7 protein-coding genes are annotated in these 17,208 nt (G+C 54.4%); 1 reads left to right on the forward strand and 6 read right to left on the reverse strand.

Features of this window, described 5'->3' with window-relative positions:
- Positions 1–26 precede the first annotated feature (26 nt).
- The 6 genes from B157_RS37015 to B157_RS0130055 form a co-directional block, all read right to left on the reverse strand.
- Positions 27–5,828 (reverse strand): fibronectin type III domain-containing protein, encoded by a 5,802-nt coding sequence (locus tag B157_RS37015; protein ID WP_020607007.1) that lies wholly within the window; start codon positions 5,826–5,828, stop codon positions 27–29.
- Between the two features lie 53 nt (positions 5,829–5,881).
- Complete coding sequence (locus B157_RS39945) at positions 5,882–6,442, reverse strand: hypothetical protein (RefSeq protein ID WP_245565342.1); 561 nt, start codon at positions 6,440–6,442, stop codon at positions 5,882–5,884.
- A gap of 169 nt (positions 6,443–6,611) precedes the next feature.
- A complete protein-coding gene (locus tag B157_RS0130040; RefSeq protein ID WP_020607009.1) occupies positions 6,612–11,900 on the reverse strand; it encodes a T9SS type A sorting domain-containing protein in 5,289 nt (1,762 codons plus the stop codon).
- 102 nt (positions 11,901–12,002) lie between these two features.
- The gene (locus B157_RS38655; protein WP_157618634.1) at positions 12,003–12,350 is read right to left on the reverse strand and encodes a hypothetical protein; all 348 of its coding nucleotides are present in this window, start codon (positions 12,348–12,350) and stop codon (positions 12,003–12,005) included.
- A gap of 136 nt (positions 12,351–12,486) precedes the next feature.
- A complete protein-coding gene (locus tag B157_RS0130050) occupies positions 12,487–13,227 on the reverse strand; it encodes a LytR/AlgR family response regulator transcription factor (protein ID WP_020607011.1) in 741 nt (246 codons plus the stop codon).
- Complete coding sequence (locus B157_RS0130055; protein WP_020607012.1) at positions 13,224–15,023, reverse strand: histidine kinase dimerization/phosphoacceptor domain -containing protein; 1,800 nt, start codon at positions 15,021–15,023, stop codon at positions 13,224–13,226. Before B157_RS0130055 ends, B157_RS0130050 begins: the two co-directional genes overlap by 4 nt.
- A gap of 340 nt (positions 15,024–15,363) precedes the next feature.
- Between B157_RS0130055 and B157_RS0130060 the strand changes: the two genes are divergently transcribed.
- Positions 15,364–17,070, forward strand: coding sequence for an IlvD/Edd family dehydratase (locus B157_RS0130060; RefSeq protein WP_020607013.1), 1,707 nt, complete (start codon positions 15,364–15,366; stop codon positions 17,068–17,070).
- Positions 17,071–17,208 lie beyond the last annotated feature (138 nt).

A 17,208-nucleotide genomic window follows, 5' to 3' on the forward strand; every position in this document is an offset into this window, starting at 1 on the left:
CACGCATACATAGCCTGGGCTACTTCCTAATACTTGATAATCTTCTTGTAGATAACGGCCGACCTGACCTTCATGACGATAATGAACATACCCGTTGGCGTATCGGTCAGGTCCAGTTTAACGGTGCGCGTTGGGATATCGCTTCGTATTAAAACCGGCAGTACGCTGCCATGCAGGTCCCGCAGTTCTATTTCATCCGGAAAGGCCACCGAGCCCCCTAGTTTTATTGTGACAACCTCCCGGGATGGATTCGGAAATACATCGAACTGGCTGCTCAGGACAGGTTCATCGATGGAAGTTATGATCTTATCGGTTACGGTGCTCACCGTCACGGTTGTTGAGGCCACGGATGCGTTTCCGGCCGCATCAGCAGCTACTACATACGTGGAATAAACGGTGGCAGGCGTAAGCCCCGTCAGGGAATAGGTCGTTTCGGTCGTAGTACCTTTTAAGGCGCTGTTTAGGTAGATTCGGTACTGAGTCACCCCAATATTGTCAGTTGCCGCTGTCCAGGTCAGTTTGGCGCTATTGGTTGTCGTGGCCGAAGTAGTCAGATTTGTCGGAGCCGTTGGAGCCTGGGTGTCGGCTACAGCCACGGCTGAAGTGGTCACCTTGAACGTTGTCGAAGCCGCAGATGCATTACCTGCCGCATCAACTGCCACCACATAAATCGAATAGGCCGTCGCAGGGGTTAGCCCCGTCAGTGAATACGTTGTCGCGGTTGACGTTGCTATCTGGTTGCCGTCCAGATAGACCTTATAACCCGTAATGCCCACATTGTCGGTCGACGCTGTCCAGCTTATCGTTGTGCCGGTCGTTGTGATGGCCGTAGCGGTCAGGTTCGTCGGTGCTGTTGGTGCCTGTGTGTCCGAGTCTGCCAGCGTCGTTATTTTTATTGCGGTAGACGCCGTTTGGTTTCCGGCGGCATCGGCGGCTGTCACATAGACCGTGTAGGTCGTTGCCGGTGTTAACCCGGTCAGCGAGTACGTTGTCGCGGTCGTAGTGTACCGGATAACCGCATCGACTGAAATCCGGTATTCCTTTACGCCAACGTTATCGGTCGACGCCGTCCAGGAAATCGTAGAGCTGGTTGTTTTGATATCACTGGCTGTCAGGCTGGTTGGTGCTGTTGGGGCCTGCGTGTCGGGCGTGGCTAAGGTGGTCAGGGTCAGTTTCGACGAGGACGTTGCATTCCCGGCGGCATCAACCGCTACAATATAAACAGAATAGCTGGTAGCTGCCGTTAGCCCCGTTAGCGAATAGGTCGTTTCGGTGATCGTTGCTGTCAACAAACTATCCACGTACACCTTGTATCCGGTTACTCCGATGTTGTCGGTCGCTGCGGCCCAGGTAAGTTTGGTGCTGGTTGCGGTCGTGGCCGACGTGGTCAGGTTGGTGGGCGCGGTAGGAGCCTGTGTGTCGGGGCTGGTATATAGGGCAATGTCAAATTTACCCATGTCGCCGTTGAACCCATCGACCATTACGTAATAGGTCTGGCCCGGCTTTAACCCCTTGAGCGGCAGATAGCTGTCGAAATAAGTCGCGCATTCAACCGGTCCGGCATCATTGGCACCCACCAGCGTAAAGGTGCCGAAGTCGTTCACGTCGGTGGCGGTATAAACCGCGAGCTGGGTATCGAAATTGGCCAGGTCGCAGGTGCTTACGTTGACGATACCATCGGCAGGAGCCACGAACCTGAACCAGACTGAATTGTCGATTTGATCGTCGCACCAGCCGTTTACGCAATCGCCGGTATTTTTGGGTTTAATGGTCTGTTCCAGCTTGGTGGCCGTGGCCAGAATATTGGTATACCCCTTCTGAATCACATTGTTGACCGGCAACAGAATGGCTTTGGCAACATCATCATTTTCCGGGCCGGGGGTGATTTTGTCTTTAATCACAATGTCGAAATTACCCGTAAAGGTCCGGTAGCCATCCACAACGAGGTAGTAGGTTGTGCCCGGTGTCAGGCCGGTAATGGGCAGGAAACTATCGCCTTTGGTAGCGCAGTATCTTGGGCCATCTTCATTGGCCGCAACCAGGCTGAAGCTGTTAAAATCGGTGCAGGTGGTTGACGCATAGACCGCAATCTGCGTATCGAACGTGGCAAGGTCGCAGAGTGAGATTTCGGCTTCTCCACTGGCCGGGGCCACAAACGTAAACCATACGCTGCTGTTCATGGCCTGGTCGTTCCAGCGAATCGGCGCCAGCGCCCGTTCGGCACTGGACGATACAGTGGCTCCCACATTCGTAAAGCCTTTCTGGACCACGCCGTTGGTAGGCAACGCAATCGCTTTACAAACCTCATCATTGACGGGTGGCGCAGCCGGTGGTACGGTGATCGAAATGCTGACGTTGCCGTAGCCCAGAATACCGCCATCGACCATGATATAATAGGTAGAGTCAGGCAGAAGGTTATCAATCGTCATGCTGCTGCCGCGTACGTTGTGCCCGTTGGGGTAATCGGAACTGGCGGGAGCCGGGCAAAGCCCCGAATTATCGTCGGCGGTGAGGTACTTGAACGTGCTGACGTCGGCACAGTTGCCCACCTGATACAGCGCAAGTTGCGCCTGAAAACTGGCCATGTTGCAGGTGCTGATTTTCACTGACCCACTCGACGGAGCGACGAATTTGAACCAGATCGACTTTTCGATGACCCGCGCCCGGCTGTCGGTCTGATCGGTCCAGCCTTGCAGGCCTTTTTCATTATAGGGTGGTGCAAGGGGCTGCTCGGCGGTAGAGGTCGTGGCCCCGCCATTGCGGTAGGGGCCGCTGGGAATGCCGTCGGTTTTCAGGGTAATGGCATTGCAGGGATCATCATTGACGGGGGGCTTGGCCGATACCGTAATGTCGAACGTACCAACCGCACCTTTGTAGCCATCCACCAGAATCTGATACCGTTTGCCCGCCGTCAGGCCCGTTACGGTCACCCGGCTGTTTAAGCCGCCCAGCAGCGAAATGTCATCGTTAGCCCCCAGGAGCACGTAGCCTAGAAAATAGTCGGGGCCGCAGACGTTACCGGCACCAAAAACGCTAACCTGCGCATCGAACGTTGCATTAGTGATGTCAATCACAGCCTCGCCCCCATCGGGCGCAGCAAAGGAAAACCAGACCGAATGCTGAATACTGTCGGCTTTCCAGCCCACAATGGGGTCGGTGGAAGCAGGGGTCAGCACCTGTTCGCCGTCATCGGCCGTGGCCTGGTAGGTAGAGTAGTGGAAATTCGTTCTGTTGTTGGCACTCAGGCCTTGATTCGGCTTGCCGTTGACCGTTAAATATTCAAATCGGCACGAGTTATCGTTGGCGGGAACGGGCGAGGTGATGCGGATACCAAACTGACTCTGGGCTCCCTTGTACCCATCGACCATCACGTAGTAGGTTGTGCCAACGGTCAGGTTTTCCAGCACCAGCCGACTGCTTTTGCTTGTTCTGCCACAGCCGTTGTCATTGGCCGCTATGAGGGTAAAGGTCTTCAAATCATTGCAGTTCGTGACCTGATACGCGGCCATTTGTGAATCGAACGCATCGTTCAGCTGATCGCAGGTACTCACGACAACCGTGGGCGTTTTGGCCACAAACGTAAACCAGACCGAGTGGGTGATGGCGGCTTTGTTGTCGGTTGTTTCGGGGCACCAGCCCGTGTCGCAATCGGCGGCTGGCGTCAGTGTTGCTTCGGCGGGGGGAGAGGTAGCGTTTCTGTTGGTGAAATTGGAGAAGGTGCCAAACTTGTTCTTGACATTCGTTTGCAGGCTCCCATCGGCGGGGATAGCAATGGCGTTACAGGCCAGGTCGTTATCGGGCGCGCGGGTGGTATCGGAATCGCCAAAAAACACGGATACCAGCACCGAATCGGACACGGAATCATCGCAGTCGCTCTCCAGCCTTACCTGAATATCCCGGAATCCTTTCGCTTCGGGAAAGGAGTTTTTTACTTTCAGCGTCAGGGCCTGCGTGCCGCCTTTGGGAATGGTAAAGGTTTGTACAACGGGGCTGCTGCTGATGCCCGGTACGGAGATGGTGGGCAGCAGCCCATCGGCCGGAAAGGGAATGCTGAGTTTATAGGCGCGAGCCTCGTCTTTGTTGTTGTTTTTAAGCGTGAGGTTAAATGTCACCTCGGCATCCAGCAACTGATCGGAATATTTGGCACTCTTTGCCGTTGTCGACCCCGTTACCGGGTCTTTCACCGTAATGCTCAACTGGTCGCGGGGGGTGGTACCCGGTTCGTAGGGGCAACTCGTTTTACTTTTGAGGCTGTCGACCACAAAAATTGGCGTTCCGTAAACCCCATCTATTCGTAAATCATACACCACTTTGTCGCCCCCGGTGCCAAACTGATTGTCAGCAATCTGGTAGCCAATGGTTTTAGTGTTGCCCGATGTTTTGGTGTTGCCGAGGCTGTTGGTGGTGGTGAAGGTGAAGGTTTTTTCCTGGCTGGCTTCTGCGCTTGCTTTGACAATTTCCCCTATTTCAACGCCCCCACTGGCAGTAATTTTTGTGCTTTTGCTGTTTGCCAGGGAGATTTCCTGCGAGTACGATTGTGTCGAGGATTTGGTGGTGGCAAAACTAACTTCCGGGCCGTTGGTGGTCAGCACCACGCCCTGCTGGTCGAGGGGTGCATTGGCTTTGATGCGGTTGTTCATGGCAATCACTTCGCGCCAGAATTTCGCTTCCGATTTGTTGTTCGTGGCTTCCAGTTCAGGAATAACCGTCGACAGCAATTCCGCTTCGGTATACTGAAGCGGGCGGACCAGCCGCCCCCGGTGAAACAGGATTCGGGGCGTTGTTTTCGTAAACACCCGAATGTAATTTTCCTGCGGATAAAAATAGAAATTCAGATTAAACTCCAGCCCCCAATCCAGCCTGTGTTGCTCGGCAATGAACAGATCGCTCTTTTCCCGATTCGTGTATTTGTTGCTGGTGGTGTAGGTAACGACGTACGAACTATCAGCCCTGCCCGTCTTGGTAACTGTTGAGGTTTCCGTGGTTTCAACTTCTTCTCCCCCTTCAAAAGCCCCTAATTCAATACCCACGCTGGCTTTGATGGAATTGGTCGTACTGTTTTCGCTGGTTTCCTGAATAGACGTGCTGATCTCATTGGACGTTTCGGTGTCGGCCTGCCAGTACGTATAACTCTGGTCGCCGGGGGCAGTCCGCAGAATGGTTATCAACTCGATGGGGCCGTTGCCCGTACCCATGAATTGCGTTCCGCGTCCCAGCACCGTAATGGGTACCAGCACGGTTTTGTCGACCGTATTGCCGACATACAGCTTGATCATCAGGAGCTTGGTGTAGGCCGTTGCGGCATTGGGGTGCGATTTGCTCCGGTCCACGCTGATAGCTGAGTACTGCTGCCGGACCCGGCAATTCTGCTCGACTACATTACAGTCGTATCGGTACTCTTCCTGCCGGAGCAGGGGCTGTTCAAACTCACCGGTAGCAACGCCATAATCACCCACCGTGTAGGTAATTTTATCATAGGCAAAGCGGGAGTCATCATCGTGGTCATACCCGTACGAGATGTAAAAGTCCAGCTTCTCTTTACCGGCAGCAATCAGGAAAAAACTACCAATCCCTTCCGATGCCCGGCTGAAAATGGAAGCTTTAACATCGGCGGCTGAGGGCGTGCCCTCAAAGACAAACATACGGCCTTTGCCCCCGTTGTCTTTGTAATTGGCCGATAGGTAAATGTTGATTGGGTAGGCCGATGCGGCACCGCCTTTGGTGTTGACGGTTGCTTTCTGGTTGAAGTCAGCCTGCTGGGCCTGCAACTGGCCGTACCAAAGCAAGGGCAGCAGGCAAATGGATAGGATGCGTATACGTAGTTTCATAGTAGGGAAGTAAGGGTCGTTTGCGAGAGGCAGAAAAAGAGGAAGGTTTCGGCCTAAGGATTCGTTAGCTGGTAATCATTGATGGTACCACCCGATTTGGCACTAACCGTGGTGCGTGTGAGTTTGAGGCTGGCATCGGTTGCCTCATTGATTGTATAGGAAATAGTACCGCCCGTATCGGTGGGCTGTGGGTTCAGGTTGTTCAGGGTCAGCATCTTTCCGTCTGTCGATAGTGCCCATTGCCCTGTAAAGGTGTTGCCATCAAATTCGGTGAGCGATACGCCTGTCTGGCTGTTCAGGTTGAGTTTGAATCCCAAATAACCGGGTTTGATATTAGCCGCTCCCCCTTTGGTGTAAACCGCTACCGTACCTTCCTTCACGATATTGGCCGACCAGCTTTTGCCTATCCGCTGAGCGAGGGTGGGGGTAGGCGTTGGAGTGGGAGTTGGCGAGGGTGTAGTAGCCGGTGACGGACAGCCGGTCAGTGAAACAAGCAGGATCAATACCACCATCCAGGTGGTTAATGTACCGGTGTAATCAGCTGATTTGCAGGTGTAAATACGTCTGCAGCCGGGCGGAGTTACAGGGTTGAGAAGTAGGAGAGATAGGTTCATTACGTAGCTGTTCAAGGGTAGAAACAGCCCGAATGTAACGTGCTCGTTTGCGAGGAACATGGGAATGTAACCCAATCAGTGTGGCTATAGATACGAACGACCGAACTATGTGCATGAACGGTCAGCGCGTATCAGCGAAACATAAACTGCTTCATAAAGTCGTCTTAAATTACTGGACCACCATTCGCCACCGTACCCACCCACTCGGCGTCTCGACCTGCAACGTATAGACTCCACCGGCCAGACCTGCCGTGTTCAGGCCCGACAACTCGCCCGGCGCATCGGCCCGCAACACGACCCGGCCCAGTATATCTACTACCCGGTATTGCCGGTAGGTCACTGCTGGTTCCAGTACCACCGACCCACCCGCCGACACAGGGTTGGGATACAGCAATGACCGCTGTTCTTCTTTACTCGAAGTGGGGTTTTCGCCGGTAGCTGCACGTGCGCCCGTGGGCGACTCAAATTCGTAGGCACCCATATCAATCCGACCGCTCACAAAACGGGGGTTGCCGGCCAAATCGGTACTGCCAACGATGGCTGTTGTCGTAGCCGGGTCTCCGGCGTTGATGGCCGGGGAGCCGGGGGCTAATTGAGTGGACGTACTACTGCTGAAGGGTGAGGAGGTAGCGGCCGGCGTTCCGGTGGTGAGGTTGCCCGGCCCGGTGAGATAGCCCGTTACCGACGCATCGAACAAACTATATCGGGCCGAGACGCTGGCCGAGTCAGCGTTAAATAATGTCTTGCCGCCCCCATTGCCGAACAGTACGCAGTTGGTCAGGCTGGGGCTGCTGGTACCTCTGTCAGACCCCCAGTTATACATTGCCCCGCCTTGTGAAGCTACATTGGCTTGAAACGAGCAATTGGTCAGACTGGGGCTGCTATTACCAGAAGATCGGCCATCGCTATACATCGCCCCGCCATTGCCACTGGCGGTGTTCCCCTGAAACACGCAGTTGGTCAGACTGGGGCTGCTGATGCCGGCAATGCCCCTGTTCAACATCGCCCCGCCAATGGCGGCTGCGTTCGCTTGAAACAGGCAGTTGGTCAGGCTGGGGCTGCTAAGGCCCCCCTCACCGTAGTTAAATATCGCCCCGCCAACCCCGGCTACATTGCTTTGAAACGCGCAGTTGGTCAGACTGGGGCTGCTGTTGCCAGCACCCCCGCCATTGTTATACATCGCCCCGCCATACCCCTCTGCGTACATTGGCCCCCCAGCCCCGGCTACATTGGCTTGAAAGAGGCAGTTGCGGATGGTAGGATTACAAAAATTGCCAGTGCCACGCCCATTGTTGTAGATGCCGCCCCCATAAAAATCGGGAGCCGCTGCGCCGTTGGGATTGCCGCCCGTAATGACAAAGCCATCCAGGATAGCGGAGGTGGTCAGTCCGGCTGGATTGCTGATGACGTGGTAGCTGTTGTCGGTGTTGTCACCCAACAGGCCAATATCCCCACTGAGGGTGGTGGAAGACGGTTGCGATGCCCCGCCGGGACCGCCGACCGGGTTGACTGGGGGGCGTTGGCTCAGCGTAGTTTCTGTGCCCACAAAGCCGCCGTAAATGGCTACGTTAGGCCGCATGGCGAAACTGATGGTGCGGCTGTCGGGGCCAGTCGTTGACGTAGGTTTGTAGAGCCCGTTGGCCACCCAGATTTCGGAGAGGCACTCGGTAGAGGGATATGTCAGAGCAGCTTGCAGGTCGGTGAAGGCATCGGCCCAGGTTAAGCCCGTGTTGGCTCCCGTAGCCGAGGCATTGACGTATAGCCGGGTGGGGAAGGGAAACACAGCCACTACAATGGCCGTGGCCGTGGCTGTACAACCGCTGGTGTTGCTCACCGTCACGGTGTACGTGCCGGGTGCGGAGACGACCGCCTGATTGGTGCTGCCAATCTGAGCGGCTCCCGCGCTAAAGGCATAACTTAGCCCCGTTCCGGTGTTAGCCGTTAGCGTCACGGAGGTGTTAGTGCAGGTCAGCGTGCCACTGCTGGCTAAGGTGGCCGGGGGTGGGGTTATGTTCTGGTTGATTGTTATGCTTTCTGTTGCCGTACAACCGTTGGCTTCCGTCACGGTTACCGAGTAAACCCCGTCCGTACTCACAGATCGAACAGCGTTGATTGAGTTGTTATCCCAGCGAGCGTTACCGTTTCCGCTGGCTGTCAGGCTCAACGTTGGGCTGGCGCAGGTCAAGGTTGCTGAGGTGGGTAAGATGCTCAGGGAGGGAACCGCCGTGTTGCTTACAACGATGGCCGTGGCCGTGGCTGTACAACCGCCGGTATTGCGCACCGTCACGGTGTACGTGCCGGGTACGGAGACGACCGCCTGATTGGTGCTGCCAATCTGAGCGGCTCCCGCGCTAAACGTGTACGAACTCCCGGTGCCACCCGCCGTTAGCGTCACGCTCGTACTTGTGCAGGTTAGCGTTGCCGAACCGGGCGTGAACAGGGCTGTGGGTGGGGCAATCACCGTCAGGCTCACCAAACTCGTACTGCGGGGAGAACCGCCCGATGCCCCTACCGTAACGGTAAGTGTTTGTGAGCCGCTCACACTGGCCCCAATGCTGGCCGAGACCGCACTGCTGCTGGTGCCCGACAGGGTAATACCCATCGGAGCCGCCCAGGTATAGCTGTACGGTTGGTCTGGCATTCCGGCCGTGCCAGCCGTTGCCGTTACCGACAGCACTACCGTACTGCCTGCGCAAACTGGGTTGGGGGTGGCTGAGGTCACCAGCGTCAGGCCCGGAACAGCCTGAAATTCGTAGGCACCTATATCAATCCTGCCCTCCACAAGGCGGGGGTTCCCGGCCAAATCGGTGCTGCCAACGCTGGCTGTTGTCGTAGCCGGGTCTCCGGCGTTGATGGCCGGGGAGCCGGGAGCCAACTGGGTGGCCGTGCTGCTGGCAAAGGGCGAAGAGGTGGCGGCCAGCGTTCCGGTGGTGAGGTTGCCCGTGACGCTGGTAAAGCCCGTTACCGTTACTGACGAAGGCTCGAATAAACTATACCGGGCCGAGACATTGGCGTTGGTATTGCCGATGGTCTTGCTGCCTCCATTGCCAAACAGCACACAGTTGGTCAGGCGGGGGCTGCTGGTACCCGATGTGCCATCGCTAAACATGGCCCCGCCACTGACACTGGCGGTATTGGCCTGAAACGAGCAGTTGGTCAGGATCGGGCTGCTGATGCCAGTATCATTGGCCTGGTTATACATCGCTCCGCCACTGCCAGTAGCAGCATTGGCTTGAAAGGAGCAGTTAGTCAGGATGGGGCTACTAAGGCCAAACGTACCCGTGTTATACATTGCCCCGCCATTGCCACGGGCGGTGTTAGCCTGAAACGCGCAGTTGGTCAGAACGGGGCTGCTCGGACTACTGGGACCATTATAAAAGCTATCGTTAAACATTGCCCCGCCATCGCCACTGGCGGTATTGGCCTGAAACACGCAGTTGGTCAGGATCGGGCTGGTATAGCTATTATACATCGCCCCGCCTTGTGAAGCGGCATTGTCCTGAAACATGCAGTTGATCAGGCTGGTGTTACTGGTACCATCCTGACCCCTATAGTTAACCACTGCCCCGCCTTTTGTCGCTGAATTGGCTTGAAACACGCAGTTGCGGATGGCGAGATTGCCAAGACCATTGTTGTAGATGCCGCCCCCCGATTGGTCGAGACTGGTGCCGTTGGCATTACCGCCGGTAATGACAAAACCGTCGAGGATGGCGGTGGTGGTGGTCAGGCCCGTTGGGTTGCTGATGACGTGGTAGCTGTTGTCGGTGTTAGTACCCACCGTACCAATGTCACCCGATAGCGTGGTGGCAGACGGTTGCGATGCCCCGCCGGGACCGCTGGTCGGGTTGACCGGGGGGCGTTGGCTCAGGGTCGTTTCGGTGCCCACAAAGCCGCCGTAGATGGCTACGTTAGGCCGCATGACAAAGCTAATGGTGCGGCTGGCGGGGCCGGTTGTGGTGGTGGGTTTGTAGGTTCCGTTGGCCACCCAGATCTCCGGGGTCGGCGCTCCGGCAGTCAGGCTACCAATACATCCGTAGTTGAGGGCGCTTTGCAGATCGGTGAAGGCATCGGTCCAGCTGAGGCCCGTGTTGGCCCCGGTGGCACCAGCCCGCACGTAAAGCCGACTGACGAAGTTGCTTACCCCCTGATACTCGACCGCACCCATGTCGATGCGACCGGTTGGCGTTCCGGCATTGGCAAAGAAACGCGGATTCCCGGCAAGGTCTGTGCTACCGACTGCGGCTGGTGCTCCGGTGGCGGTGGTTGTGGCGGGGTCTCCGGCGTTGATGGCGTATGAGCAGGGCGCGAGTTGCGTGGATGTGGTAGTGGCAAAGGGCGAGATGGTGGTGGTGAGGTTGCCCGTGACGCTAATGAAATAGATGACCGACGCATCGAACAAACTGTAGCGAGCCGAGACATTGCCACCATTGTTGTTAAATGTATTGCCACCCCCATTGTCAAACAGCACGCAGTTGGTCAGACTGGGGCTGCTGATGCCAGAAGAGCCACTATTGTTATACATCGCCCCGCCTTGTGAAGCGGCATTGGCTTGAAACGAGCAGTTGATCAGGCGGGGGCTGCTGGTGCCATATTCGCCCTCGTTATAGATCGCCCCGCCAGAGCCACTGGCCGTAGCCGTATTGGCCTGAAACGCGCAATTAGTCAGGTTAGGGCTGCTGGTGCCAGAAGCACCATTGTTATAGATTGCCCCACCAGAGCCACTAAAAACTCCCCCGGCAGAATTAGCTTGAAACGAGCAGTTGATCAGACTGGGGCTGCTGCTTCCGTAAGAAGTCCCATGGTTAAACATCGCCCCGCCAAGATTGGCGTTATTGCCTTGAAAGAGGCAGTTTCGGATGGTGGGGCTACAAAAATTACCACTACCACGCCCATTATTGAAGATGCCGCCCCCTGACTGGTCGAGACTGCTGCTGGTGCCGTTGGCATTACCGCCGGTAATGACAAAGCCGTCGAGGATGGCGGTGGTGGTCAGGCCCGTTGGGTTGCTGATGACGTGGTAGCTGTTGTCCGTATTATTGCCCAGCGTGCCAATATCGCCCGATAGCGTGGTGGCAGACGGTTGCGATGTCCCCGTGGTCAGGTTCTGGACGGGGCGCTGGTTTAGGGTGGTTTCTGTACCGGCAAAGCCGCCGTAGATAGCCACTCCCGCTTTCATGGCAAAGCTAATGGTGCGGCTGGCGGGGCCGGTCGTGGTAGTAGGTTTGTAGGTTCCGGCCTTCACCCAAACCTGATCAGTAGCACTACTGGCGGCAATGGCTCCCTGCAAATTGGTCGTGCTGGTGGCCCAACTGGTGGCAGTGGCGGGGTTGGTGTTTGTGCCAGTGGTTGAGACATAGCGGATTGTCTGGGCAGTGGCGGTCAGGCTGCACAGCAACAGTAGAAAAACGAATAGGTTGCGGGCTGAATGCTGGCTGAGAAAAGCGTAACATTGAGTCATACACATTGGGGATGGTCTTAGCGCTTGTTGACGAAAGATAGATATGTCACAACTGAACTACTAAATACCGCCAGTTTTGGTACTGGCCGAGGTGCGCGTAAGTCAAGTAAAGGTGGTGCCATCAAGTTCGGTCAGCGATGCCGAGGTCTGGCTGCTCAGGGTAAGCTGACATCCTGAATAGCCGGGTTCGATATTGGCCGCAGCCCCCTTAATATGCACAACCACGGGGCCTTCCTTAAAAATATTGGTCGACCAGATTTTACCCATCTGTTGGGCGAGTGTTGGGGTAGAAGATGGAGAAGCCGCCGGACAACCGGCCAGTGAAATGAGTCGTGTAAAGACCACTTCCCAGAGGACGGATGTGTTAGCGCAAACGGATGATTTATGGGTAGAAATAAGGCTGCTTCGGAGCTGATTTACAGGTCTGAGAAGCAGGAAAGATGGTTTCATTACGTAGCTGTTCAGGAGTTGGTAACAGCACGAATATAGCGAATCTGTTGGGCAGCCAGACAAAAATGTAAACCAACCAGCGTGGCTATAGATACGAACGACCGAACTATGTTTACGAACGGTCGGTTGGCGCGTATCAGCGGAACATAAACTGCTTCATGAACTCATCCTTGAAGGTACGACCCAGCGGAATCTGAAAGCCACTGCCCGTTATTTCATGCTCATTGAACGACTCAATTCTATTGATGTTGACCGCATAGGAGCGATGGACACGAACCAGTTGTTTCAAAGGCAACCGTTCCAGTACATTGCTTATCGACTGCCGGATGGCGTATTTTTTCTGTGTGGTAACAATCGTGGTATAAATTTTATCAGCCTCCAGGTAGAGGATATCGCCCATCGAAAATTTGACGAACTGGTAATTCTGCTTGATAAAAATATCGTCGTTGACCTGTAAAATCGTTTCCCGCTGCGTACTGTCTTCCCGCACCAGCTGCGTAGGCTGGATTTTTACAGCGAAATTATTAATGGCCATTTCAATGGCCATTCTGAGGTTCGTCAGGTGATAGGGCTTGGAAATATAAGCCGCCGGGAAGGTCTTTTTTGCCCGTTCGAGCGTGGTTTTATCGGTTAAAGCAGTCAGGTAAATAATGGGCACCTGCTTTACCGCTATTAACTGTTCGATGGTTTCGATACCGTCCCAGATACCTTTGATGTGAATATCACAGAGGACTAAATCTATGTCATTTTCCCGGAAATGAGCAAGGGCATCCGGCCCATTATCGACCACGTAATCGACCTCATACCCATCCGATTCGAGTGTATTACTTAAATCTTCAGCCAGGATAAATTCATCTTCAATCAGGAGGATTTTCATGCGGCCATTTTTAGGTTTTCCTGCGGAATATGTAGGTTAAAAACGGTGCCCCGCCGATTTTCTATGGTAAACGTACCGCCTATCTGTCGGGTGAGGCCCGCCACCAGTTTCTTACCGAACGAATCCCGGCCTTTTTGCCAGCGTTCCAAGTCGATGCCCACCCCGTTGTCCCTGACTTCGAGCGATAGGCCGGTATCATTTTTCAGGGTGATTTCAAGGAGTGGTCGTGCGGTATCTGCGTACGCGTACTTGAATGAATTGGTCAGTAGTTCATTGATAATCAGTCCTAACGAAATAGCCAGATCGACATCTATCTCTTCCTGTTCAACCGTGAGTTGCAAGTCAAATTCATCGGGGTGGTAGTTGTAGGCACTCATCAGGCTTTCGGCCAGGTCGCTGATGTATTCCCTGATGTTGATGCTGGTAATTTTATCGGTCTGGTATAATCGCTGGTGGATCAGCGACATGGCATCAACGCGCTGCTGTCCCTGCCGAACGGCCGCTATGGCCTGTTTGTCGTCTAATTTAGTCGACTGAATCCGGAGCAGACTCGATACAATAGCGAGGTTGTTTTTGACCCGGTGATGCAGTTCTTTCATCATCAGTTTCAGGTCTTCGGATTGTTTCTGAACCAGCGAACGGCTTGCGTTTAATTTTCGGTTTTGCCAGAATAAAACACCTAAAAAGCCAATAGATAAAAATAAGCCTGCCCCGATTAAGAGTAATTGTCGTTGTTGAAGGGTGTTCTTTACATTCAGACTGGCAATCTCCAGTTCTTTTTTCTCGGTCTGATATTTCGCTTCGACGTCGGCAATGAGTTGTGTTTTGTCGAGCCGGATCATCGAATCTTCCAGGGCTTTGGCGTGCTCCAGATTCGTTAAGGCGTCTTTGTATAAACCGGCCCGTTGCTGAGCCAGATACAGGGCCTCGTACGAATTGAACGAACGGTGTATGTCGTTTCCTTTTTGACTGATTGTGATGGCTTTTTGTGCGTAGGTAATGGCCCGTACCGGATCGTTTTTCAGGCGGAAAAGATGGGATAGGTTTCGGTATATGTGTTCCGTATTTTGTTCATTACCGGCCTTTTTGTAGATAACCAATGCTTTTTCAAGGAGTGGAATGGCGGTGTCATAATTCGTTCGTTCGTCAATATACAATTGCCCCGAATTAGCATATAGATTGCCTACGGACAGATTTTCGACCTTACAGGTTCGGGCTATTTGTAAACCCATCTGATAAGCGGCTTCTGCTTTCGTGTAGTCATGTAGGTCCCGATACGTAATGCCCAGATTATTATACGTGCGAATCAGCCCAAGGGTATCGTTGGTCAGGGAATACAAGTCAATCGCTTTTAACCCGAATGCCAGGCCCTTTCGGGTCAGGACGTCTACATGCTGGGCGTCGCCCATTCGTTTGTAGGTTAGTCCCATATTGCTGTAGGCCGTTCCCATGCCCCGCGTATCGTTGATTTTCTCGTAGAGTGCCAGCGCTTTCAGACTAAGCCGAATGCTTTCGTCATATTGACTCTGGTCCTGAAAGTAATTGCCGATGAGCTGGTAGGTACGGGCTTCTAACTGCTGGTTTTTGGCCTGTCTGGCAAAATGTAGGGCAAGACGCAGATATTTTCGGATGGAGTCGGGCTTTGTACCGGGAAAACTGCCAATGAGTTTATGCGTTATTATCGTCTTCTGTGTGTAGTTCTGGGTTTGCCGTAACGCCTTATGGAGTGAATCAAGCCTAAGTGAGGGTTGGGCTAAACTGAGTAGAGGGAGCAGTGACAGGAGCAGGCATTTCATAGGGTCTTTAGTAAGTTATACTGGTCGATTTGTAGTTGCCCACAGATCGATAGCCACTATTGTACCGTGCTGATCAACGGATAAGCGAAATCCAGACACTAGGGAAGTTTCCCTTTCCGGGCGTATCAACCTACGAAAAAAAGCGAACATTTAACAAAATAATCTTTTTTTGCTGCCGTAAAGCGAACCTGCAGGGGCCACATGGGCGGGTGTTATCGTTAGTGGCAGGCACCTAACGGATCAGGGTTATACGTTTCGACAGACTGGTAAAATGCAGTTTTTAAAAGTATAATGGCTTATCCGGGGGCTTTATCGAATACTGTTAATAGCTTACTGCAACATGCCCCTACGCTCAAGAGACTGGTTTGGCCGCACCGGAAAAGACGGCTTTATTTACCGCGCCTGGATGAAAAATCAGGGTTTCCCGCACCACGAATTTGAAGGGAAACCCGTCATTGGTATCTGCAACACCTGGTCGGAGTTAACGCCCTGCAACGCCCACTTCCGCGAACTGGCCGAAGCCATCAAGCGGGGGGTGTGGGAAGCGGGCGGTTTCCCGCTCGAATTTCCGGTGATGTCGCTGGGTGAGTGCCAGATAAAACCCACCGCCATGCTGTTTCGCAACCTGGCCAGTATGGACGTGGAAGAAAGCATCCGGGGCAACTCCATCGACGGCGTTATTCTGATGTGCGGCTGCGACAAAACCACGCCATCGCTGGTGATGGGGGCATGCAGCGTGGATATTCCTACCATGGTGGTGTCGGGCGGGCCGATGCTGGCCGGCCGGTTTCAGGGTCGGCGCATCGGTACTTCGGACCTGTGGCGGTTTGCCGAATCGTTCAAAATGGGCGAGATGAGTCAGGCCGAGTTTATTGCCGCCGAAGCCAGCATGGCCCGCAGTCAGGGGCATTGTGCCGTGATGGGCACCGCCAGTACGATGGCCGCCATGGTTGAATCGCTGGGACTGGCCCTGCCCGACAATGCCACTATTCCGGCGGCTGATTCGCGCCGGAAAGTACTGGCCCACATGACGGGCGTTCGAATGGTCGAACTGGTGAAGGAAGATGTTAAGCCCTCCCAAATCCTGACCCGTCAGGCCTTTGAGAATGCTATCATGGTCAATGCGGCTCTGGGCGGTTCAACCAACTTTATCCTGCACCTCACGGCCATTGCCGGTCGCGTTGGCGTGGATTTGTCGCTGGATGATTTCGATACCTTATCGGCTAAAATACCATTGCTGGCTAACCTTCAGCCTTCCGGTGAGCATTTCGTGGAGGATTTATTCTATGCCGGTGGCCTGCCTGCCATCATCAATGAACTGCGCCAGTACCTGAACAACGATGCCCTGACGGTGAACGGTCGCACCATCGGCGAGAACTGCGCCGAAGCCAAATGTTACGACAAAGCTGTGATTGCCTCCGTCGATGAGCCCTTCAAACCCGAATCGGGTATTGCCGTGCTGCGGGGAAATCTCTGCCTGAACGGGGCCGTTATCAAGCCTTCGGCGGCTTCGCCCGAACTGATGCAGCATACGGGCCGGGCGGTGGTGTTCGAGAATATCGATGATTACAAAATCCGCATCGACGACCCCGAACTGGATGTTGACCCAACCTGCGTGCTGGTCCTCAAGAACGTAGGGCCAAAAGGCTACCCCGGCATGCCCGAAGTGGGCAATATGCAGCTTCCGGCCAAGATTCTGGCGCAGGGTGTACATGACATGGTTCGTATTTCCGACGGGCGCATGAGCGGTACTGGCTTCGGTACGGTGGTACTGCACATATCGCCGGAGTCGGCCATGGGTGGAAATCTGGCACTGGTACAAAACGGTGATCTGATTACGCTTGATGTTGATAACCGGAGCCTGCACCTGCACGTATCGGATGAGGAACTGGCCGGGCGGCTGGTGCATTTCAAACCCCTCGATTTAGGCTATGACCGTGGTTATGTGAACCTGTATATTCGTCACGTAACGCAGGCCCACGAAGGGGCAGATTTCGATTTTCTGCGGGGCGGTTCGGGCAGCGAGGTAAAGCGGGATTCGCATTGATTTTTATTGTATTGCATCCGCGTTGTCCCATCATTCCGTAAGCGGGCGATTTATTGATTTGACGTAAATAACCGCCGGATTGCGACCACCCCCAACCCCCTCCTAAAACAGGAGGGGGCTACGCTGAAGGGTTCCCTT

This window comes from Spirosoma spitsbergense DSM 19989 (assembly GCF_000374085.1).
Lineage (GTDB): Bacteria > Bacteroidota > Bacteroidia > Cytophagales > Spirosomataceae > Spirosoma > Spirosoma spitsbergense.